This window comes from Archangium gephyra (assembly GCF_042230915.1).
In the GTDB taxonomy this organism is placed as follows: Bacteria; Myxococcota; Myxococcia; order Myxococcales; family Myxococcaceae; genus Archangium; species Archangium gephyra_B.
Genome location: NZ_CP102578.1, coordinates 7,616,411 through 7,637,823, shown reverse-complemented (window position 1 = coordinate 7,637,823; position 21,413 = coordinate 7,616,411). Strand labels below are relative to the sequence as shown.

The 21,413-nt window shown below is 69.6% G+C and carries 16 protein-coding genes; 5 read left to right on the top strand and 11 right to left on the bottom strand.

What is annotated here, in order from left to right; all coding sequences use genetic code 11:
- Positions 1 to 117: 117 nt before the first annotated feature.
- On the bottom strand, positions 118 to 2,373 hold the full coding sequence (locus NR798_RS29750; RefSeq protein WP_375765886.1) for an ATP-binding protein: 2,256 nt from the start codon (positions 2,371 to 2,373) through the stop codon (positions 118 to 120).
- 126 nt (positions 2,374 to 2,499) lie between these two features.
- Between NR798_RS29750 and NR798_RS29745 the strand changes: the two genes are divergently transcribed.
- Together NR798_RS29745 and NR798_RS29740 are read left to right on the top strand one after the other, a co-directional pair.
- Positions 2,500 to 2,868 carry an MmcQ/YjbR family DNA-binding protein gene (locus NR798_RS29745; RefSeq protein ID WP_375765885.1) on the top strand — a complete coding sequence of 123 codons (369 nt, stop codon included), beginning with the start codon at positions 2,500 to 2,502 and terminating at the stop codon, positions 2,866 to 2,868.
- A gap of 25 nt (positions 2,869 to 2,893) precedes the next feature.
- Complete coding sequence (locus NR798_RS29740; protein ID WP_375765884.1) at positions 2,894 to 3,958, top strand: hypothetical protein; 1,065 nt, start codon at positions 2,894 to 2,896, stop codon at positions 3,956 to 3,958.
- Between the two features lie 12 nt (positions 3,959 to 3,970).
- On the opposite strand, the gene NR798_RS29735 is transcribed toward NR798_RS29740, so the two are convergent.
- From NR798_RS29735 to NR798_RS29720, 4 genes are all read right to left on the bottom strand, one after another.
- The gene (locus NR798_RS29735) at positions 3,971 to 4,153 is read right to left on the bottom strand and encodes a hypothetical protein (RefSeq protein ID WP_375765883.1); all 183 of its coding nucleotides are present in this window, start codon (positions 4,151 to 4,153) and stop codon (positions 3,971 to 3,973) included.
- Between the two features lie 87 nt (positions 4,154 to 4,240).
- Positions 4,241 to 5,149, bottom strand: a complete 909-nt coding sequence (locus tag NR798_RS29730) for a cation diffusion facilitator family transporter (RefSeq protein WP_375765882.1) — start codon at positions 5,147 to 5,149, stop codon at positions 4,241 to 4,243.
- A 57-nt stretch (positions 5,150 to 5,206) separates the two neighbouring features.
- On the bottom strand, positions 5,207 to 6,454 hold the full coding sequence (locus tag NR798_RS29725) for an energy transducer TonB (RefSeq protein ID WP_375765881.1): 1,248 nt from the start codon (positions 6,452 to 6,454) through the stop codon (positions 5,207 to 5,209).
- Between the two features lie 117 nt (positions 6,455 to 6,571).
- Positions 6,572 to 8,437, bottom strand: coding sequence for a SpoIID/LytB domain-containing protein (locus NR798_RS29720; RefSeq protein WP_375765880.1), 1,866 nt, complete (start codon positions 8,435 to 8,437; stop codon positions 6,572 to 6,574).
- 121 nt (positions 8,438 to 8,558) lie between these two features.
- Between NR798_RS29720 and NR798_RS29715 the strand changes: the two genes are divergently transcribed.
- Positions 8,559 to 10,085: a nitrous oxide reductase family maturation protein NosD gene (locus NR798_RS29715; protein WP_375765879.1), complete on the top strand. Its 1,527-nt coding sequence runs from the start codon at positions 8,559 to 8,561 to the stop codon at positions 10,083 to 10,085.
- Positions 10,086 to 11,017: 932 nt separating this feature from the next.
- Positions 11,018 to 12,232, top strand: coding sequence for a cytochrome P450 (locus NR798_RS29710; RefSeq protein ID WP_375765878.1), 1,215 nt, complete (start codon positions 11,018 to 11,020; stop codon positions 12,230 to 12,232).
- Positions 12,233 to 12,237: 5 nt separating this feature from the next.
- Here the strand turns inward: NR798_RS29710 and NR798_RS29705 are convergent, their stop codons facing one another.
- Entirely contained in the window at positions 12,238 to 12,867 is a 630-nt protein-coding gene (locus NR798_RS29705) for an RNA polymerase sigma factor (protein WP_375765877.1), read from the bottom strand.
- 272 nt (positions 12,868 to 13,139) lie between these two features.
- Here NR798_RS29705 and NR798_RS29700 point away from each other — a divergent pair, with 272 nt between their 5' ends.
- The gene (locus NR798_RS29700) at positions 13,140 to 15,056 is read left to right on the top strand and encodes a polysaccharide lyase family 7 protein (RefSeq protein WP_375765876.1); all 1,917 of its coding nucleotides are present in this window, start codon (positions 13,140 to 13,142) and stop codon (positions 15,054 to 15,056) included.
- Between the two features lie 30 nt (positions 15,057 to 15,086).
- On the opposite strand, the gene NR798_RS29695 is transcribed toward NR798_RS29700, so the two are convergent.
- Genes NR798_RS29695 through NR798_RS29675 form a run of 5 tightly spaced genes read right to left on the bottom strand, consistent with a single transcriptional unit; the run spans position 15,087 to position 21,411 of the window.
- Complete coding sequence (locus tag NR798_RS29695; RefSeq protein ID WP_375765875.1) at positions 15,087 to 18,263, bottom strand: two-component regulator propeller domain-containing protein; 3,177 nt, start codon at positions 18,261 to 18,263, stop codon at positions 15,087 to 15,089.
- Between the two features lie 9 nt (positions 18,264 to 18,272).
- Positions 18,273 to 19,127, bottom strand: a complete 855-nt coding sequence (locus tag NR798_RS29690; RefSeq protein WP_375765874.1) for a DUF6544 family protein — start codon at positions 19,125 to 19,127, stop codon at positions 18,273 to 18,275.
- Positions 19,128 to 19,172: 45 nt separating this feature from the next.
- A complete protein-coding gene (locus tag NR798_RS29685) occupies positions 19,173 to 19,937 on the bottom strand; it encodes a VanW family protein (protein ID WP_375765873.1) in 765 nt (254 codons plus the stop codon).
- Positions 19,921 to 20,655, bottom strand: coding sequence for a class I SAM-dependent methyltransferase (locus NR798_RS29680; RefSeq protein WP_375765872.1), 735 nt, complete (start codon positions 20,653 to 20,655; stop codon positions 19,921 to 19,923). Before NR798_RS29680 ends, NR798_RS29685 begins: the two co-directional genes overlap by 17 nt.
- Before the next feature lie 27 nt (positions 20,656 to 20,682).
- Positions 20,683 to 21,411 carry a glutathione S-transferase family protein gene (locus NR798_RS29675; protein ID WP_375765871.1) on the bottom strand — a complete coding sequence of 243 codons (729 nt, stop codon included), beginning with the start codon at positions 21,409 to 21,411 and terminating at the stop codon, positions 20,683 to 20,685.
- Between the last annotated feature and the right edge of the window lie 2 nt (positions 21,412 to 21,413).

The following is a 21,413-nucleotide window of genomic DNA, read 5'->3' as shown; positions in this document are numbered from 1 at the left end:
CGGGGGCGTCAATCTCCATCGGCGCTCACGCGGGAGCCGCCTCGAAGGTCATCACGCTATCGAGTAGTCGATAGCAGGCCCGCTGGACGGGCCTCTTCCTGTGTTGAAGGTGACGGACTACGCGGCCCCACTGCGCGCCGGCCGCAGCGATTCGACGAAGGCGAGCAGCTCGTCGATGTCGATGGGCTTCACGAAGTGGTGGCGGAAGCCCGCCGCCTGGCTGCGTGAGCGGTCCCCGTCCTGGCTGAAGCCCGTGAGCGCGGCGAAGACGGGGCTCGACTCTCCCAGCCGTTCGCGGATGCGCTCGGCGACGCCATAGCCATCCACCACGGGCAGGCCGATGTCGAGCAGCGCCACATCCGGGCGGAACGTCTCGGCCCGAGTCAACGCCCCCGGACAATCGTGCGCCACGGCCGTCTCGTACCCGCTCATGGCCAGCAGCTCGGCCAGGGTCTCGGCGGCGTCGACGTTGTCGTCCACCACGAGCACGCGGACGCGGTTCCCGGGCCCGGTCTCCGCCTCGGAAGCGACGGGCTCCTGCCGCGGCTCCTCGGGGAGCGGCGCCTCGGCCCGCGTGTGCCTCGGCAGCCAGACCGTGAAGCGGCTGCCCAGGCCGGGCCCCTCGCTGTGGGCCTCGACATGGCCGCCATGCGCCTCGACGAGACTTCGCACCAGCGCCAGGCCGATGCCCAGACCCCCTTCGCTCCGCTCCAACGTGCGAGCCCCCTGCACGAAGGGCTGGAAGAGCCGGGGGACGAGCTCCGGCGCCAGGCCCTGGCCATTGTCCTCGACGACGAGCTCGATGCCACCGTCCCGCTCTCCGGCCCGCAGCTGGATGCGCCCGCCAGAGGGCGTGTACTTCGCCGAGTTCGTGAGCAGGTTGGCGATCACCTGCGTCAGCCGATCGGCATCCGCCAGCACCGGCAGGCCCGAGGCGGACACGTGGGTCTCGAGCACGTGCCGCCGCTGCGTGATGAGCGGGATCGCGGCCTCCACGGCCCGGGTGACGGCGGAGGAGAGCTCGAGCGGCTCGCAGCGGAGCGACAGCTGTCCGCGCGCGAGCCGGGCCATGTCGAGCAGGTCATCCACGAGGCGGACCACGTGCCGGAGCTGCCGGGAGATGACCTCGTGCTCGGGTGTCTGCGCGAGGCCCCGTCTGCGGAGCACCTCCATCGAGGTGACGATCGGCGCGAGCGGGTTGCGCAGCTCGTGCCCCAGCATGGCGAGGAACACGTCCTTGGCCTGGGTGGCCTCGACGGCCTCGGCGCGTGCCGTCTCGGCGGCGGCGAGGTTCGCGTCCCGCTCGCGCTCCCGCTCCCGCAGCAGCTGTCCGGAGCGTTCCAGGGCCTCGCCCAGTTGCGCCAGCTCGCGCACGCTGGACGGCTCCATGTGGGGAGGATTTCCCCGCGCGAGGGCGGCCGCCGCGTCCGAGGCCTGGGTGATGGAGCGCTCGAGCCGCCGGGAGTAGACCCAGGCGCCGCCCGCGCTCGCGAACAGCAGCACGAGCCCGAGCCCTCCGGCGGCGAGCATCGCGTCGAGCACGGGGGCGTCCAGGATCCGCCGGGGACTGACGACCGCCGCGGTCCAGTCCGAGGGCTGGGAGCGGCTGAACGCCACGTAGACCGGAGCCCCGTCCAGCGACACGTCGGAGTACACGCCCTCGAGCGACGCGCGGGTGTTCTCCTGGAAGGAAGAGGTCGCCCGCTGGCCGACGAAGCGCGAGGGGTCGCGGGTGCGGGCCGCCACCATGCCTTGCGAGTCCACCAGCGTGCGCGTCCACTCCTCGTTCCCGGACGACGGGTTGGCCACGACCTCCTCGAGGGACTCGGGCGTGATGACGGCCGTGAGCACGTAGCGGAGCGCGCCGCCGCGCATCACCGGTACGCGGACGGGAAAGGCGGTCGCCCGCCGCGGGCCCTTGCCGGTGGCGATGCCTCCGACGATGGGTTGGTGCGTCTCGACGACGCGCACGAAGCTCTCCTGCTCGGCGACCGGCGGCAGCGGGGCTCCCCAGGGATGGGAAGTGTTGAGCAGCAACTGGCCGTCCGTGGAGATCAGCAGCACGTGCTTCCAGGCCGGCTGCGTACGGCGCACCCGCTCGGCCTCCGAGTGGAAGGACTCCAGCTCGCCGCGATCCAGGTAACCGGACTCGGCCAGCGCCTGGAGCGTCCGGATGGAGCCGGACATCTCCCTCTCGAAGGCCGTCGCGAGCGAGCGCGCCGAACGGACCACCCGCCGCTCGGCGTCCTTGCGCTCCAGGCGCGCCAGTTGGAAGACCACGACCGCGGCGAAGACGACGGCGGGCAGCAGCGTGCCGACCGCGAGCCGGACGAGATGCCAGCGGAGTGGAAGGGAAGGGGCCGGGGAGGACAAGGGGGGGACTCGCGCGCACGGTAGCTGGAGCGCCGCGAGCCGTGCAAACGGCGCCGCGCCCCAAAGTTCCACCGGGGGTGCTTGCCGGGTCCCTTATGCTCCGGGTCCCTGGAGATGACCCCACCCATGAAGAAGAAAGCGGCCAGCACCCAGCGCGTGTCCTTCGAGACCGTGCGGCAGCTCGCGCTCGCGCTGCCGGGCATCGAGGAAGGCACGTCCTACGGCACACCGGCTCTCAAGGTGCGTGGAAGGTTGTTGGCACGGCTCCGCGAGGATGGCGAGACCCTGGTCATCAAGATCGACTTCTCCGACCGGGACCTCCTCATGCAGGCGGAGCCAGACACCTTCTTCGTCACGGACCACTACGTGAGCCATCCCCTGATGCTCGTGCGGCTCGCCTCGGTCCGCCGCGAGCAACTCCGCATCCTGCTCGAGGATGCCTGGCGCTGTGCCGCACCGAAGCGGCTGGTGAGCACTTACGACGCCGGGAAGTGAGACGGCCGCCGTGAGAGGATCAGGGATGCACTCCAGCGTGGTCTTCACCCCGGATGACACGGATTGGCGTCTGCCCGGAGCGGGACCGGGCCTGTTGCTCGATGTGCCCGGTACGGGCCCTTGGCTCCGGCGGCCGTCCTTCCACGTGGAGGCCGCGCCCGTATACCGGTTGCGCATCAGCAGCGGAGGCCAGCCGCTGCTCTGGTTACGCATCGATGACTGGTGGGGCTCCTGCGGCTTCCTCCGGGGGCATGCTCTCGCCCCTGGGTTGATTCCCCCGTTGCCGGTCACCGAGGTGCGAGGCATTCCGCACGAGCCGGGCACGTCCGCGTGGTGGGAGTCCTGGACCTGGCACCTGGCGCGAGCGCTCGAGCGGTCGCCGCAGCCGGTGCTCCACGTGGGCCGCTGGTGTCTGCGGCCCCTCCAGGCGGTGACGCGTCGTGAGTCCGCCCCCTATCCCAGCGTCCCGAGCGGCCTGACGGGCGGGCCAGCCGATCCCCCGCACTCGCTCGAGGGCGTCCTGCGCTGGGAGCCGCTCTGGGTGGAGGAGTGGTCCTCGGGCGGCCCGCCGGGGGATGGCTCGGTGAGCAGCGGGGCCGTGCTGCCGCTGCGCGCTCCCTCCGCCGGGAACGACGGCCGGGTGAAGAGCTGGCGCAAGCACGCGCGCGCGGGGACGTTGCCTCCGGCGCTGCTGCTCTACCTGGAGGTCGCCGGGAAGTGGCTGGTGCTCGATGGGCATGACCGCCTGCATGCGGCCCTGCTCGAGGGCGTCCCACCGCCCCTGCTGGGGCTCTGGGCCGTGTTCGAGGAAGAGGTTCCGGAGGATCCTGTCCGGCGCGAGGGGCTCCAGCTCTCGGTGGAGGTGCAGTTGCGCTCCAAGACGGCTCCGGGGGTCATCGACCGGGCCAACCGCGCGCTGGTGCGGGAGTTCAGGGGACTCCGGCGCGCCGCCGTCACACGGGCGTGGCTGCTGCCGGGTGGAGTCGAGGCCTGGCGCTCGGAGGTGCTCTCGTGGCGCCGGCAGCACCCCCTTCTGCCGGAGACGGAGAAGGGGGACTGGGAGTGGCTCCTGTCCCCCAGGCTCGGGTGAGGCCGCGAGGACTCAGCAGTGCGCCACGGGCGCCTTCATGGCGAAGAGCAGCATGGGGCGCACGAGCGACTCGAGCTCGGCGTCGTACTTGAGCTGCTGGGCGGCGGCGGCCCTCTGCTCCTTCTTGCCCGAGAGCAGATAGCTCGCACCGATGATCGCGAAGGTCGTGAAGTAGATGGCGAGTTCGAGGTTCATGCCCGGATAGGGTCCGCGAGGGGGCTTTGTGACGGCCCTCCAAGGGATGCCAGCGGAGCGGGCGGGCGGGCGGGTCCGCCCGGGGACTCACCGGCTGGAGAGGTGGGTCCGGGAGGAGGGGAGCAGCGCCGGCTCGACGTGCACCACCACGTCCACCACCTCGGGGAATTCCGCCTGAATCCGGGCCTCCACGGCGTCGGCCAGCTCGTGGGCCTGGGCGGTGGTGAGCTGCGGATCCACCTCGATCTTCAGGTCCACGTACACCGTCCCCTCCATGCCCCGGCTGCGCACGTCGCGGCACGAGCGCACGCCCGGCACCTGGAGGGTGAGTTGCTCCACCTTCTGCGGCTCCAACCGCGCCGTGTCCGAGAGGATGCCCACCGCCTGCTTGACGATGCTCCACGCCACCCGGGCCACCACCACCAGCACCCCCAGCGTGACGACGCCGTCTGCCTTGGGGAAGCCCAGCCACACCAGCCCCATGGAGCCCAGCACCGCCAGCGTCACGCCCACGTCCGAGAGGGTGTGCCGCGCGTCCGCCAGCAGCAGGGGGCTCTGCAGCTTCTCTCCCTGCTTGCGCTCGATGGTGGTGACGGCCAGGTTGACCAGCAGCGTGCCCACCATCACCCCCGCCATGAGCGGCGTCACCACGGGGTGGCGGTCATGCAGCAGCGAGTCGAAGGCCATGCGCCCCAGCTCCAGCATGGCGATGCCGATCATCATCCCGATGCCCAGCGAGGCCAGCGCCTCGAACTTGCCGTGGCCGTAGGGGTGGTCCTCGTCCGCGGGACGGGCGGCCACGGACATGGCCACCAGGCCGAGCACGTTGGAGCCTCCGTCGATGAAGGAGTGCACCCCGTCCGCGGTCACCGCGGCCGAGTCGTTCATCCACCCGAAGACGATCTTCGCCACCGCCACGGCCCAGTTGGCCAGGAGGATGGTGGCGAGCACGGTGCGCACCTTCCGGTTGCGCTCGATGATGGAGGAGGCATCCACGCGGCGCACCCTAGTGCCAACGAGGCCCGCACGCGAGCCTCCCCAGCGGCCGGTCCATCAGTTGGGCTGACGGAAGAGCCGCATCCGGGGGCCGCCGCCCATCTCCATGAAGAAGCCGAACTTGAAGCGCACCTTGGAGTCGTCCTCCAGCAGGCCCGGCGGCGGATTGGGGAAGGGTTGGGCCTTCTTGAAGGACTCGACGGCCGCCAGATCCAGGAAGTCCAGCCCGCAGCTCTTCTCGATGGCGATGTCCGCCACCCGTCCGTTCTCGTCCAGGGTGACGTTGACCAGGGTGTAGCGATCCTTGCCGCTGTACGTCTGCCCCGTGGGATCTCTCCGCATCAGCGCCGAGTTGGGATCCCACTGCGTGCCCACGCTCTGCTTCACCCGGTTGAAGAAGCTGGCGTACTTCCACTCGCGGGTGTTGAGGTAGGTGCCGTCTCCCTCCTCCGCGTCCTTGAGATGATCATTGGGCGCTCCGCCGATGATCTGATCCATCACCGCCTGCGAGGGCATCAGCTTCGCCATCCCTGGAGAGCCCAGGCGGCCGGCGGAGCCCTCCTCGTCCGCATCGGAGCCCTGCTGGATGCGCAGCCGCTTGGCGTTGCCGGCCAGCTCGTCGCTCTCGTTGCGGTTGTTGACCTCCATGCCCGGGCCCGGCGCGTTGGGGTCCTGCTTGAGGGCGATCTCCTGCTTCTTCTTGGCGTCGGGCAGCTCGAAGGCGGACTTCTTGCCGCCCTCCTTCATGGGCCGCTCGTCCACGCCCGTGCCGTTGTTGCCGGCGATCCGCGGGGCCGTCTCGTCGCTGGAGCCCGAGCCCTCGCGGGACTCGCGCGCCGTCGTCTGCGGCATGGCGTTGCGGTAGAAGGGCGTCTGGTCCTTCGCGCGCGTCTCCTTCTCCACCTTGTTGTTGTGCTCGGCGAGGTACTTGGCGTCCGGCGCTTCCTGCTGGTTGCCCGGGGCCACGTCCACCACCTGACCCTTGGGCACCTCCTCGGGCTTCTTCTCCGGCTTCTTCTCGGGCTGGCGGCCGAGCGGGGGAACCTGGGCGTTGGGGGCCTGCGGCCCGCGGTTCTTCGCCCACTCCTGGGCGCTCAAGGGGCGCATGACCACGGCGCTCGCCGGCCTGGGGGGCTTGGGCTCGGGCGGCAGGTTGAGCTGGATGTAGGCCATCACCGACAGCAGACCGACAAAGGCTCCATGCGCCACCAGGGCCAGAACGAAGGCAATGAGGTAGCGGGCGGGCTGTTCCCGCCTCCGCCGCCGCTTGTTCGTCTGCTCTGGAACCGAAGGACCCGTCGACACGCGCGCTGATGATAACCCCCGAGCCCGCCCCGTACTCCCGAGACGTTTTCGGGGTGACAACCTGGTTTGAAATCCGTGTAGGTCCCCGCTCAGAGGGAGAGGGGAGCCGCGCCTCCCTTAATAGATAGGCGCGACCTCGGCACCATTGAAGTAGAACCGCAGGATGTCCTGGTAGCGCTGCCCGGCCTCCGCCCGTCCGATGGCACCCGTCTGGCACATGCCCACCCCGTGGCCCCAGCCGCCGCCCCGGAAGCGCCAACCGGTGAGGTGGCCCTCGGCATCCCGCTCCTCCTCCAGCAGGGCCATGGAGCTGTTCAGCATCCCGAAGAGCCGGCGGATGTTCAGCTCGCCTCGCACCTGGGTGACGCCCCGCTCGCCCGCCACCGTGAGGGTGCGCGCCCGGCCGGACACTCCCCGCTCACCCAGGCTCAGCGCGTGCACCGGGCCCACCTCGAGGTGCGCGGTGAGCGCATTCACCTGCTCCACGGTGAAGCGCTTCTCCCAACGGTACTTGCCCGCCCGCGCGAAGGTGGACAGCCGGCAGGCGGCGGGCAGCTCCGCGCTCAGGTACTCCGCCAGCGCCCCGGGCGTGGGCAGTCCCTCCGCCGGGCCGATGAGATCCGGCCTGCCACGCAGGCTCGGGTTGGGAGGGCCGCCCCAGACGACGTCGTTGTCCTCCGTGTGTCCACCGCACATGGCGCTGTACACCGAGTCCACCAGCTTGCCGTCCGAGGAGAAGAGGCCCTGGCCCCGCGTGGCCTCCACCGCCGCGCTCGTGCTGGCGGCCTCGCCGGTGCGGCCCCGGTACACCGCGCAGTGCTGCTCGGAGCACAGGAGGTAGGGATCCGCCAGGTGCTTGATGCCCACCTTCGCCAGCACCTCGCCGCGCGCCGTCACCGCCTGCGCCTTGAGGGCCTCCGGGTGCGCCCGGGCGTAGATCTCCGAGGGCACCAGCCCCTTGAGCAGCTCCTCCAGCTTCACCACGTTCACCACCGCCAGCGTCCCGTGGCGATCCACCGAGAGCTGCAGCGTGCCCCGGAAGCTCCGGTCCTCGAAGCCGTGGTTGTCGTAGCCGACGTCGTGCTCCACCTGCCGCACGTCGAAGCCGGCGCCATCCAGCGTCTCCACGTACAGGCTGTCCTGCGCGAGCCCCACCACGTTGCCCGGCTCGTCCCGCAGCTCGAGGATGGCACGCGAGGGCGCGCGGACCTCCTCGAAGAGCGTAGTGCGCACGCCAAACTGGCGCAGCAGCTCCGCCTGCCGCTCCGTGGCCTGCTTCGGGGTGAGCTCCTCGTCCAGCAGCAGCAGGTAGCGCCGGTTGTCGATGACCTTCCCGGCGATGCCGTAGAGCACGCCGAGCACGTGCGCGCGCACCGCCACGCCCCGGGCCTGCCAGCGCGCCTGCACCTCGGCGAGCCCTTCCTTGTCCGCGAAGGGAAGCTCCTCGAGCTGGATGCGCGCGGACAGCTCCGCGGGTGTGCCGTCGGTGACGCGCACCGTCCACACCGAGCCCGCCGGGGCCTCCAGCATCCGCTCCGCCTCGCCACCGAAGCGCAGCCGCATCCGGCCCTTGGGGGAGAAGCGCACCTCGCGGCGGCCCTGCATCAACCCGATGGGGACCTGCGGCTCACCGCCCCGGAAGTCCAGCCGCTTGAGGCTGTCCGGCGCGGGCAGCTCGCCCGGGGGCGGCGCCTCCAGCACCGGGGCGGCGGCCCTGCCCGGGAAGGCCGGGGCACCGGAGCGCGCGCTGGTGCTGGCGGCGGACTCGGAGCGCAGGGCCTCCGGAGCCGGAGCGGGCGCGGAACGGCGCGGCGCGGCGCAAGTGACGAGGAGGAACGCGAGGAGTGGAAGAACGGCTTTGAGCAAAGCCCCCCGACGGTACCTGTGGACGGCGCTCACCGCCACCTCCTGGTTGGAGTCCAGGCAGGCGAGAAGGAAGGGTGGCGAATACCGCGGCCGGGTACGGGGGTTTCCCCTGCTCATGAAAATCCAAGCAAGCAAGATGAGGAAGTCTCCGGCGGCCCTCCTGGCCGCTTGCTCGCTGGGCCTGGGCCTCTGGGCCTGTGGCGGGAGTGGGGGAACTGATTCCGGTGGGCAGCCCGGCATGCCGGACAACGCTCCGCGCCTCAACGCGCCCGCGGCCGTCGCACGGCCGGGCGAGCCCGCGCCCATCGGCGCGCAGCCCGTGGCGAACACGCCCGTGGCGGACCTGCCTTCGCACGAGGGGCACTCGCCCATCGCCGAGCCCTCTCCGCAGCCAGCCCTGTCCGAGCCCCAGGCGGCCCCCGCCGCGTCGCGCTTCACCCGCGAGTGGGTGGTGAGCGCGTCCGGGAACGACTCCGGTGACGGCAGCGCGGCCCAGCCGTTCCGCTCCATCGCCAAGGCCATCTCCGTGGCCGGGCCGGGCGAGGTCGTCCGCGTCCTCGCGGGCACCTACGCCGAGCGGGTCGTCATCGGCGAGAACGCCAAGGCGGGCTCCGAGGGCGCCCCCATCACCCTCCAGGGCGAGGGCAAGCCGCGCATCGTTCCGGGCTCCGGCTCCGGCGCGCTCGTTCAGATGCGGCGGCCGCACTGGATCGTCGATGGCTTCGAGCTGGACGCGCAGCGCCAGCCCGTCTACGCGGTGACCTTCCAGGGAGACGTGCGGGGCTCGACGCTGGCCAACTCGGATCTGCACGACGGCACGCTCGGTGCCGCCGTCACCACGTATGACAGCGCGACGGGCGCGGTCATCGAGAACAACCACATCCACGGCTTCGTGAAGAGCTCGGGCAACCAGGACTCGCACGGCGTGGTGGTGCAGCCGACGTCGCGCGACATCACGGTGCGCAACAACGACATCCACGACAACTCGGGTGACTCGGTGCAGTGCCTGGGGCCCGAGGGCTTCAGCTCGCTGCCGCCCGCCAATGGGCTGCTCATCGAGAACAACCACTTCTACGCCAACCGCGAGAACGCGGTGGACATCAAGACGTGCCACAAGGTGACCATCCGCCACAACAAGATGCACGGCTTCAAGCCGAGCTCCACGGCGAAGGGTGACGCGGTGGTGGTGCACTACTCGGCCAAGGACGTGGTCATCGAGGACAACGAGGTCTACGACTCGGGCAAGGGCATCTCGGTGGGAGGCAACCACGAGGGGCCGGTGCCGAGCGGCGTGGTGGTGCGGCGCAACCGCGTCCACGACATCACCAGCGAGGGCGGTGGCGAGGGGACGGCCATCCGGCTGGAGAACTCGGAGGGCACGGTGCTGGTGAACAACACGGTGACGCGTGCGGACACGGCGCTCGTCATCGGCCACGGCACGGGCGGCCCCACGAGCAACCTCCAGGTGGCGAACAACCTCGTCTCGGAGTCGGGGGTGGCGGTGAGCCTCGGCAGCCAGCGGCCCGGCCTGAAGATGGGGCACAACCTGTTCCCGTCGGGTGCGCAGTTCAAGGCCAACGGGCAGCAGGTGGACCTGGTGGGCTTCCAGCAGGCGGCGGGTGACAGCACCTCCAGCACGGGCAACGCGGGCGCGGCGCCGCCGACCTTCGGGCCGGACTCGGTGGCCGTGGACCAGGGCTCCGACGTGGGCCTGCCCTTCTGCGGTGGCGCCCCGGACATCGGCGCGGTGGAGACCGGTTGCTAGGTTCCCTGCGTCGGTGAAGACGAGAAGGCCCGGTGTGGATCGCTCCGCACCGGGCTTTTTCTTTACCTGGGCGTCCGGGTGCTGGGACGACTTCGATGCGTCGCGACAGCTTGCTCGGTGCCGAGATTGGCGAGTCTGCGGGCTCGTTCCACCGCGCTGTTGATCTCCTCCCTGAGCGCCGGGTGGTACTTCCGTCCACGAGTCCGCCGCTCGATGTCGGCGATGAGCTCGGCCGTCTTTCGCCTCCCAGAGGGAGAGCCTTTGGAGGCCATCGCGGCAAGGACACAGGCCAGAAGGCGGCGGTCCAGTCCGGAGTAGCCGAGTCGCTCCATTCGCCGCAGGTAGGGTGAGAACAATCGCCAGGGACCCTCACTCGCCGCGGTGAGCAGGTCCTCGGCGATTCGCCTCTGCAACTCTCGCTGCTCGAGCGCCGTGAGCGCTTCATCCCTGAGGAGTTGCATCTCCAGTCGTTTGTACGCCTGGAGCTTCTCAGCGACAGAGGCATTCCGGAGCGAGAGGAAGAGGCGACCCCGCGCTTGTCCTATCCGGAGAGATCTCTCCTCTGCCCGTGTCATTGGCCGGGACATGGCAGCCGCACTTTGTTCCAAGTGTAGAGAGCCTCAGGCCAGAAACCATGGGTCGTGCAGTAGTGCATGCAAGCTGAACAGCGGGTTTCATTCTTGTAGCGACCGGGCAGACTTTCGCCGCCTGCATCCACGCACCTGACATAGTAATCCGTGCAGCGATCCTCTGTGCATTGCGGGATCGCAGACCAAAGTGCCGTGCTCACTCAGGTTACCGGCGGGTGCGCAATTCGGGGGGGAGAGCCGTTCCATCGCACGGCCGCTCGCCCGTTGTCTCCTGGCTTGCTCACAAAGCCCCCGCGCCGCCTCTTCTTCTTGGAGGTCCCCTCTGGTCCTCAAGGAGAACGCATGACCCCCGAGCTCGACGTCGCGGACCCCGTGTTCCGAGCGGACCCATACCCGACCTATTCCCGGCTGCGGAAGACGCTCCCCGTCGCCGCCGTCCAACGCAAGATGGTGGGAAAGGCCTGGATCCTCACGCGCTACGAGGACGTGGTGAACGCCCTGAAGGATCCACGGCTCGCGAACAGCCGTCACCATGCGGTGGGGGGGAAGAATCCGTCGGAACAGTGGTGGATGCCCCGCCTCTTCCGGACGTTCCAGAAGAACATGGTGGCGAGCGACGCGGCCGATCATCGCCGCCTGCGAGACCTGGTGCACAAGGCGTTCACCCCTCGCCGGGTCGAGGAGCTGGAGGGAACGGTGGAGCGGATCGTCAACCGCCTGCTCGATGACGCCGAGAGGAAAGGGAGCGTCGAGCTCCTCTCCGACTTCGCGGCGCCCCTGGCCCTGACCATCATCTCGGAGATGATGGGCGTGCCCGAGGAGGAGCGGCCGAAGTTCCGCCGCTGGACGTTCAAGCTCATGGATTCGAAGCTCGAGACGCCCCTCGACTTCATCCGCCGTCTGCCCAGCGCGAACAAGATGCTGCGCTTCTTCCGCGCGTTGATCCGGCTGCGCCGCGAGCATCCCAGCGAGGATCTGCTGACGGCGCTCGTACAGGCGGAGGAGCAGGGAGACCGCCTCAGCGAGGAGGAGCTCGTCTCGATGGTGTTCCTGTTGCTGCTGGCCGGGCACGACACCCTGGTGAACCTCATCGGAAATGGAACGCTCGCGCTGCTCCAGAACCCGGACCAGCTCCAGAAGCTGCGGGAGAACCCCGAGCTGATCGGCTCCGCGGTCGAGGAGTTGTTGCGCTACACCAATCCCATCGAGGCGCCCACGCCACGCTTCGCCCGGGAGGACATCGAGCTGCACGGGCAGCTCATCCCGCGAGGCTCCATGGTGGTGCCGCTCATGGCCTCGGCGAACCGGGATGAGACGGTCTTCGAGAACCCGGACACGCTCGACATCACCCGCCACCCCAACCGTCATGTGGCGTTCGGCCTGGGGTCGCACTACTGCATGGGGGCTCCGCTGGCGAGGCTGGAGGGGAAGATCGCGCTCCTGACCCTGGTGCAACGCTTTCCAGCCATGCGGCTCGCGGTGCCCGAGGAGCAGCTGCGCTGGCGCGGGTTGTTCGGCCCGCGCGGACTGAAGTCCCTGCCCCTGCACCTCGTGTGAGCGGGCTAGAGGGAAGGGTGCTCTTCGGACGAGAGCATCTCCGCTTGCTGTGCGAGCTCCCTCAGCCGGGTCTTGATTCGCTTGAACTGTTGCCGCAACACGGCGGATTTGCGGTCGAGCGCCTCGCGCGTCAGGACCTCGTCCGGGCCGGCGATCGCCCGGGCCACGTCGTGCCAGGACATCCGCTCATCCACCCGGAGCGACAGGATGCGCTTCTCGTGAGGGGTGAGCTGTTCACGCAGCTCCCGGAAGCGCTCCTTGAGGGTGCTTCGCATCCAGGGCTTCGGCTGGCTCGGCTCGGGCTGCACCTGGTCACGGAAGGCCCCGAGGCTCACCGGTAGCTCCCGTGCGGCCGGCGAGGTGGCGATGCGGTAGGCGACGTGGCGTGCCACCTGGTAGGCCCACGAGCGGAAGGAGCAATCCCAGCGGAACCGCGGGAGATCCATCAGCAGGTTCTCGGTGAAGGTACTGTAGGCATCCCGCGCCTGCTCCCGGTCGTGAAGGATGGAGCCCAGCAGCCGCATGAACTCTGGCCCATATCCCTCCAGTGCGACCTGGACGGCGTGTCCTGTCTCGCCTCGCGTGCAGAGCTCGTGGATCCGCTGCTCCAGCTTCTGGCGTGCGCTCGCCTCCATGTCTCCCCTCCAAGGAAGATGAGGATGTCCCGCCTTCAAGGGAGATCTAGGCACCTGCCCCAGCGATGACGAGTGCCACGCATTGCAGGCTCTCCCATCCTGGTGGGCCGGCCACTCGGTAACGGGTATTCATCGCTTTGGGGGTTTTGGTAAAAATGCCTGTTTTCCTGGGTGTTGGGGTTGTGCTACGGGGCCAGTCCGCTTCAACGCCCGAGGGATCGATCCCCATGAACCTCAGACACCTTCTTCCCGCACTTGTTCTCTCACTCTTGGTGGCCGCCGAAGTCTCAGCGCAGTCGGCCACGCGATTCACCGTTCCGGGCTCGGCGGTGACGGCCAGCACCTATGACGTGGCGAACAACGCCATCCCCGCCAACGCGGTCGATGGCGATCTCTCCACCCGCTGGGCGGGGCAGGGCGATGGGGCGTTCATCACCTTCGATCTCGGCACCACGCAGAACGTGCAGCTCATCAAGATCGCCTGGTACCAGGGCAATACCCGCACGACGACCTTCGACGTGCTCGCCGCTGGCTCCTCGAGCGGCCCGTGGACGACGCTGCTCAACCGCGCCGTCAGCAGTGGCACGACGACCAGCTTCGAAACCTACGATGTCGCCGACACCAGCGCCCGCTACATCCGGATCGTGGGGCACGGCAACAGCTCCGGCAATGGCTGGAACAGCATCAGCGAGGTCGAACTCTGGGGGGCGGCGGCCAGCACGGGCAGTCAGTTGCCCGTCCCTGGCTCGGCGGTGACGGCCAGCACCTATGACGTGGCGAACAACGCCGTTCCCGCCAACGCGGTCGATGGCGATCTCTCCACCCGCTGGGCAGGGCAGGGTGACGGGGCGTTCATCACCTTCGATCTCGGCACCACTCAGAGCGTGCAACTCATCAAGATCGCCTGGTACCAGGGCAATACCCGCACGACGACCTTCGACGTGCTCGCCGCTGGCTCCTCGAGCGGCCCGTGGACGACGTTGATCAACCGCGCTGTCAGCAGTGGCACGACGACCAACGTCGAAACGTATGATTTCGCCGATACCAGCGCCCGCTACATCCGGATCGTGGGGCACGGCAACAGCTCCGGCAACGGCTGGAACAGCATCACCGAGGTCGAGCTGTGGGGATTGACCAGCTCCGGGGGGCAGGTGGCCACGCCCACGTTCAACCCCGCTCCTGGTACCTATACCGGTGCGCAGAGCATCACCCTCAGCTCCGCCACTTCCGGAGCCTCGATCCGCTACACCACCAATGGCAGCACGCCCACCTCCACCACCGGTACGCTCTACAGCGGCCCCATCACGCTCAGCACGACGACCACGTTGAAAGCGATTGCGTACCTGAGCGGGCTGTCCCCCAGCCCCATCGGAGGCGGGACGTATACGATTGGTGCCGGAGGCCTCGACCCGTCCGCGCCGCCGAGTGGCAACTTCGATCTGTCGCACTGGAAGATCACCCTGCCAGACGCCAGCGAAGTCAGCGCGTCCACGCTGAGCAAGGGTTACGAGCTGGAGAACACGTTCTATACGGACCCGGTGACGGGTGGCATGGTCTTCCGCTGCCCGAACCTCGCGGACACGACCGCCAACTCCAACTACTCCCGGACGGAGCTGCGCGAGATGCTCGCTCCGGATGGAAGCGCGAGCGCTCCCGGCAACAACTGGGTGATGTCGACTTCCTCGTCGACCGCGAAGTCCGCCGCGGGTGGCGTCGACGGAACGCTCAGGGCCACCCTCACCGTGGATCGTGTCTCCACCACTGGAGAGAGCGCGAAGATCGGCCGGGTGATCGTGGGGCAGATCCATGGTCCGTCCAGCGAGCCCATCCGCCTGTACTTCCACAAGCGTCCGTCCGACTCGCGAGGCGCCATCTACTTCGCCCACGACACGCCGTCCAACAGCACCACCTACCTCCCCATCATTGGCGACCCCAACAACCTGAACCCCACGAACGGGGTGCTGCTCGGTGAGACCTGGAGCTATGAGATCAAGGTCGTCGGACAGGCGATGACGGTCAAGGTCACGCCGCAAGGCCGTGCGACCGTCACCGCGAACTTCACCCTGGAGTCCGGGTACAACGACCTGGGCATGTATTTCAAAGCCGGTGTCTATAATCAGAACAACACCGGCACGACGTCTGATTATGTGCAGGCCACGTTCTACAGCCTGACCCATACGCATCCTTGAGCTGGAGCGCCACCTCGCGCTGCTTCGCGCTCAGCGTGATGACTTGAAGCGCTCCTCCAGGGAGCTGCCGAAGGGCGGGAGGGTGACCTCGAAGGTGGTGCCGCGTCCCGGCTCGCTCCGCACCCGGATGTCGCCGCCCATGGCCTGCAGGTGGGTGTGACAGATGGACAGGCCGAGCCCGGTTCCCTCGCCCACGGGTTTGGTGGTGAAGAAGGGCTCGAAGATGTGCGGTAGCGCCTCGGGAGGAATTCCCACGCCGGTGTCGCTCACCTCGATGACGGCGTGCCCCCGCTCGTCCCGGCGCGTGGTGACACGCACCTCGTTCTGGTCCGCGCCTCCCTCGGGGATGGCCTGCGCGGCGTTGACGAGCAGGTGGAGGAAGACCTGGCCGAGCCGCGTCTCGTTCCCCCGCACGGTCGGCGGCGTTCCATAGTCCTTCACCACCCGGGCCCGGGGGCGCAGCTTCCCGTCCGCCGTCGCCAGGGACACGTCGAGCAGCGCATGGAGGTCCACCTCCTTCGAGGGCTCCCGCTGGGCGCGGGCCAGGGTCCGTAGGTCCGCCACGATGCGGCGCACCCGCTCCGCGCCCACCTTCGCCTCGGAGAGCGCCTGCTCCACCTCCTGCCAGCGCTCGGACTCCTCCTCCCGCTTCGTGAGTTCTCCCAGCTCCCCCGTCACGTAGTTGAGGTTGGAGATGATGAAGGCGAGCGGGTTGTTGATCTCATGCCCGACGCCCGAGGCGAGCGTCCCCACCGCGGCCATCTTCTCCGCCTGGACGAGCCGCTCCCGGGTGTCCTGGAGCTCCTGGAGGCGGGCGCTCAGCTCGGTGGTGCGCTCCTCGACACGCGCCTGGAGCTCGCGCTCGCGCAGGCGGTGTCCGCGCAGGCGCAGCCGCACCCCACCGGCGATGACCAGCGCCCCCGCCAGCGCGCAGGCCGCCCGGAAGAGAAGCGTCTCGTGGAAGCGGGGCTGCTGCTGGAGTCTCAGCTCCGCGACGGGCGTCGTCTGGCCGTCCTCCGTCGAGAGCGCCATGACGCGGAAGCGGTAGTCCCCCGGCGGCAGGTGGGTGTAGTCGGCCTTGCGCTGCTCCGGCCCGGCCTCCACCCAGTCCTTGTCGAGGCCCTCGAGCTGGTAGCGGAAGCGCAGGCGCTGCGGCGCTCCCAGGCTCGGGGACGTGTAGTGGAGCTCCACTCGCTCCGCGCCGGGAGGGATGAGACTCCACTGGGAGGCGGGCACGGTCCGCCCATCCACCCGGACCTCTTCGAGCAGCACCGGTGGCGGCGAGGCCACGGGCGCGACCTCGTGCCGCGGATCGTAGGCGACGGCGCCGCGGATGGTGGCGAACCACAGCCGCCCATCCCGGGTGCGCAGCCCGGATGGCCACCCCACGTTGTTGCACTCCGGCGAGCGCATCCCGTCGTCCGTCCCGAAGAGCCGCGAGTGGACCCGTGCGAGCCGGCCCTCGGCCACCGCTTCCAGCTCCTCCAGGGAGACGCGGAAGATGCCCTTGTTGCAGCCCAGCCACAGGTTGCCGCGCCCATCGGGCATGGCCTGGAGGATGATGTCGTCGAAGAGTCCCTCGGTCCGGGTGAAGCGTGTGAGGCGCCCCGCCTTCCATCGGAAGAGGCCCGTGGTGGAGCCGATCCAGAGCGTGCCGTCAGCCTCCTCGTGGAGCGTCAGGAGGGAGCCGGTGAGCGGTGTCTCCCCGGACGCCAGGGGAACGAGGCGGCCCGCCTGGACATGGCCCAGGCCGCCGTTGCCGGAAGCCACCCAGAAACCTCCCGCGGCGCGCGGGTGCAGCACGGTGATGGAGGCGCCGGGCCACCCGTCCCGTGGCGAGAGCAGCTCGAAGCGTTTCCCATTCCATCGGGCGAGCCCCAGATGGGTGCCGGCCCAGAGGGTGCCTTGCTCATCCTCGTGGACGGTGCGCACGCCCCCGTGCAGTCCCTCGGCCTCTCCGAGCGAGCGGGTGATGGTCCCCGCCTGCCAGCGGCTCACGCCTCGTTGGGTGCCGAGCCAGAGGCCGCCGTCCCGCGCATCGGCGATGGAGAGGACCCGGTTGCTGGGGAGCCCTTCGCGCGTCGTCCAGTGCGTCATCTCCCCCTGCTTCATGCGGGTGATGCCGCCGCCCAGGGTGGCGAACCAGAGGCTGCCATCGCGGGACTCGTGAAGGGCGGCCATCATGTCGTGCGCCACCCCCTCGGGGCGGCCGTACGGGGAGAAGAGCCCATCCTTGAGGCGGTGCAGTCCCCGCGACTCCGTCCCCACCCAGAGGTTGCCCTCGGCGTCCTCCAGCAGGGCGAGGACCGCGTCACCTTCCAGCCCGGAGGGGGTTTCCAGGACGGAGCGCTGGCCGTGGGTCAGGCGCAACAGCCCGCGGTCCGTGCTCCCCACCCAGAGCGTGCCCGGCCGGTCCACGAGCAGGATCCCGATGGGGGTGCCCGGCAGGCTCGCCTCGGGCACCGGGTGCATCATCCCGTCCCGCAGCCGGTACACGAGGCCATTCAGGGTGCCGGCCCAGAGGGCGCCGTCCCGGTCCAGCGCGAGCGACAGCACCCGGGAAGGCGTGTCCGCGAAGGCGGGCCCCTTCTGGAAAGCGGCGCCGTCCCATCGCAGCAGGCCGCCCTGCGAGGCCACCCAGAGGTTGCCGGCCGCGTCCTCGACGAGCGCATCCACGTGATCGCTGCCGAGCCCGTCTCCGGCCTTCCATACCTGGAAGTGTCCCTGGGAGAGCCGCAGCAGCCCGTGACCGGCCGTGGTGATCCACAGGCTCCCATCCCGGGCGGGCAGCAGGTGGCGCAGGTTGCGCAGGGTGATGCCCGGGGGTGGGGTGACGCGGAAGAAGGTGCCCTCCCGCATGCCGGCGAGCCCCGAGCCCGTGCCGATCCACAGCGTCCCGTCCTGGCTGCGGGCGAGGCCCCAGATGAAGCGATCCGGGAGGGCCGGCGTGTTCTCCGGGTCGAAGACGGTGAAGCGCACGCCGTCGAAGCGCACCAGCCCCTCATACGTGCCGCCCCAGAGGTAGCCATCCGCCGTCTGCTCGAGGGCCAGGATGCTGTTCTGCGGCAGCCCGTCCTCCGTCTGCCAGGTACGGGAAGGGAACTGGCTCAGCGCCTTGCCCGGCTCCAGGGCCCAGGCGCTCCCGGCGGCTCCCAGCAGCAGGACCAGGAGCACCCTCGTGGCCATCCGCACGCTCACGTGTTGCATGACCCGTCCTCAACCGGTCTGGAGATGGAGGATCTCCATGCGCACGGCCGGGAAGTCGCCCTCCGGCAGGTGCCAGACGGACTCCCACTGCGTGGGGAACAGCCTGCCGTCCAGCTCTCGCCACTCACGGCTGTAGCCCGTCCACGCTGTCAGCACCCCCGTGCCGTTCACGTCGCGATACCGCTGCGCGTGCATGGCGATGGGCAGGCCTTGCTCGTTGTAGTCGATGACGGCTTCGAGCTTCAGCTCGCCCTGTTCGATCCGGACACGTGCCTGTGTCTCGTTCATCGCCTCCCAGTGAAGGGAGGGGCTGCGCACCAGCTCCGGGAACGCGAGCGCCTCGCCCCAGAACCTCAAGGCGGCGCCCTGGTCCATCTGCGGACCTGTGCCATCCGCGAGGGTGATGAGCCCTCCGAGGGTGATCAGCATGTTGCCGCGCAGGCCGACGAACTTGTCCCGCGCGAGCATGTGGACGCCGGGCGCGACCTTCGCGCGCGCGAACCAGAGGAAGCCCGGCGGCTCCAGGGAGTAGACCTGCTCGGCTTCGAACGGCATCCACGGCTTGTCCGCCGCGGTGCGAAGGCCGCCCCGCTGCTGGACGATGGCGAACCTTGGGAGCGGCTTGTCCCCGGCGCGCGTGACCTGCAGGTACCTGCGCACGGGCGGCGGTAGGCTCTCGGCAGCGATGCCAGCACCCGCGGGTGGAGCGCCGGAGCGCGCCTGCTGGAGCAGCGCGGCCTTCTCCGTCTCGTACCTCGCGTGGAAGCGCCGGCCAGCGAGCGTGGCCGCGACGCCAGCGGCCAGCACCACTGCGGTGAAGACGACTCCGGCGATCATCAAGCCCACGCGTACCTTCCTTCTCATGTCTCCTCTACCTCGACCTGTCTGTCCCAGGAGAGCCCGGCCTCGTCACGCCGCCTGGGCCGGCTTGCCGTACCGCGACACCCCGAGGAACTCCGGCTCCGTGGCTCCGGGGCGTCTCACCCACGTCGTCACCTGACGGCTGTCCGCTTGCTCCTCGATGGAGAACTCGACGGCGCACGGCTCCAGCGGCAGGGGCGCGCACACCGAGCCGGTGAGCGTGTCCGCCTCCAGCTCGAACCGCAGGGCGATGGGGAAGGGGAGGACGTTGAGGAAGCGCAGATCCTTGTAGCCGTAGGCCACGGTGGCATCCGAGCCCAGGGGCGCGAAGCGCGTCTGCTCCGTGTAGATGTCCACCGAGTGCGCGTGCCGCTCCGTCACCCACAGGCCACCGCGCAGGGCCAGCAGGTACGTCAGCCCCGACAGCTGGCACAGCCCGCCTCCCATGCTCACCTCAAGCCGGCCCCGCACGAGGTTGCGTCCGGGCACGAAGCCCCGGCGCTTCGTGGGCCGCCCCACCAGGTGCCAGAAGGAGAAGAGCTCCTCGGGCCCCACGCGCACGTCCCGCAGCTCGCGGAGGGCCCGGGCGAGGTTGTGCTTCTTGCTCTCCACGTGCTCCGACTGGCCGAGCGGCTGCGAGATGCTCACGTACGCCGGCCACTCCCGCGCCTCGGCCTGGGAGGGCTCCGAGCCGGTGGCCATCCTCCTCCTCGCCCCCGAGCGCACATCCCTCAGCGTGCGCCGGGAGGCCGCCACCCAGACCCGGGCGGGCACCGGGACGAGCGGGCGGAGGAGCTCAGTCCAACTTCTCAAGCTTCACCAGTTGATACGAGGCGAGGTGCTTCAGCGGCGTGCGGCCCAGCAGCACCTCCGCGGCCATGAAGGCCGGGCGGGCCGCGTGCGGCAGGCGGTGGATGGGCGCCAGCGCGAGGCCTCGCGAGGCGGCGAGGCGCCAGTGCCCCCCACCCAGCATCCGCAGGTCCCCCGCCATCAGCTCGGTGCCCGCGTGCCAGCCGGTGGCCTGGTAGCCCACGAGCCGGCGGCGCAGCGCATTGGGGAAGTCGAACACCATCACCCCGCCCGGGCGCAGCACGCGCCGGCACTCCTCGAGCACCCGGCGCAGGTCTCCCAGGTGCAGGTGCATGAAGAGGTGCAGGGCGAAGACGCTGTCGTAGCTGCCGGCGGCGGCGGGGATGCTCCAGGCCGGAGCGTGGTGGATGCGCTTGCCCGGCCAGCGCTCCCGGGCCCGCTCGACCATCTTCCCGCTCAGGTCGAGCCCTTCGCTCGCCAGGTCCAGGAAGCGGCCCGTGCCACACGCGAGATCCAGCACCCGCGGCCCCCGGAGCCACCTGCGCAGGGCCCGGCGCTCCAGCCCGTCCAGGTAGGCCCCGTACGAGTTGCCGAAGCGGTCCGCGTCGTACGTCGGCGCGAGGGCGTCATAGTAGGCGACGACCTCGCGGGCCTCCGCGGACAGCTCCTCCGCGGGGGCCCCGGCCTGACTGCTGACGATTCCGGAAGTGTCCGAGCTCATCGGGTCAGGCTCCTGGGGAAGACGGAATCAGGCGGCCTGGGTCTCGGGCGGCTTCCAGTTCGCGAAGAAGCGCGACTTGAAGCGGGCGCAGTAGCGGACCAGGTTCTCCTGGGACAGGGTGTACTGCTTGAACTCCGTGTCCACGGGGTTGGCGATGATGCTCACCAGGAACGAGTACACCACCGCGTCGAAGGACGTGGGGGAGTCACCGAGCAGGAAGGGCTTGTTGCCCATCAGCGTCGCCAGCGCGGCGATGTCCTGCTTGGCCAGCGCCTGGACCTCTTCCATGTTGTGCCGGCCCGTCCCCTGGTCATGGAGGATGCCCAGCATCTTCTGGCGCAGCGCCATCAGCGGCACGGGGCCACCGGTGACCGTGGGGACCATCGTCTCGACGATGGGCGTGTAGGCGCGCCAGCCCGCATCGTCCACCCAGCGCATGTAGACGATGTACCAGTAGGTGCACTCCTCCAGCATGCGCCGGACGGTGTGACCGATGGCCAGCTGCTCCGGGGTCAGCTTCGCGTCGAGCGTGTCCCCGTGCTTGGTCTTGAGGTACTCGATGATGAACTGGGAGTCGCCCATGAGCCGCCCGTCGATCTCGACGTAGGGCACCTTGCCCTTGGGGGCCTTGAGCAGCTCGGCCATCTTCACCTGGTAGGGCAGCCCCACCATGCGGAAGTAGGCCTCCAGTTTGAAGCAGAAGGGGCTCAGGTTCGGAGTGCCCCAGGCCATGGGGGTCTGATAGAGGGTGATCATCG

Bases quoted from the DNA above. Each gene is read 5' to 3' on its own strand.
- NR798_RS29745 (WP_375765885.1), top strand. From the start codon at position 2,500: ATGAAGAAGAAAGCGGCCAGCACCCAGCGCGTGTCCTTCGAGACCGTG.
- NR798_RS29740 (WP_375765884.1), top strand. From the start codon at position 2,894: ATGCACTCCAGCGTGGTCTTCACCCCGGATGACACGGATTGGCGTCTG.
- NR798_RS29735 (WP_375765883.1), bottom strand. From the start codon at position 4,153: ATGAACCTCGAACTCGCCATCTACTTCACGACCTTCGCGATCATCGGT.
- NR798_RS29720 (WP_375765880.1), bottom strand. From the start codon at position 8,437: ATGAGCAGGGGAAACCCCCGTACCCGGCCGCGGTATTCGCCACCCTTC.
- NR798_RS29715 (WP_375765879.1), top strand. From the start codon at position 8,559: ATGCCGGACAACGCTCCGCGCCTCAACGCGCCCGCGGCCGTCGCACGG.
- NR798_RS29710 (WP_375765878.1), top strand. From the start codon at position 11,018: ATGACCCCCGAGCTCGACGTCGCGGACCCCGTGTTCCGAGCGGACCCA.
- NR798_RS29705 (WP_375765877.1), bottom strand. From the start codon at position 12,867: ATGGAGGCGAGCGCACGCCAGAAGCTGGAGCAGCGGATCCACGAGCTC.
- NR798_RS29695 (WP_375765875.1), bottom strand. From the start codon at position 18,263: ATGCAACACGTGAGCGTGCGGATGGCCACGAGGGTGCTCCTGGTCCTG.
- NR798_RS29690 (WP_375765874.1), bottom strand. From the start codon at position 19,127: ATGAGAAGGAAGGTACGCGTGGGCTTGATGATCGCCGGAGTCGTCTTC.
- NR798_RS29680 (WP_375765872.1), bottom strand. From the start codon at position 20,655: ATGAGCTCGGACACTTCCGGAATCGTCAGCAGTCAGGCCGGGGCCCCC.
- NR798_RS29675 (WP_375765871.1), bottom strand. From the start codon at position 21,411: ATGATCACCCTCTATCAGACCCCCATGGCCTGGGGCACTCCGAACCTG.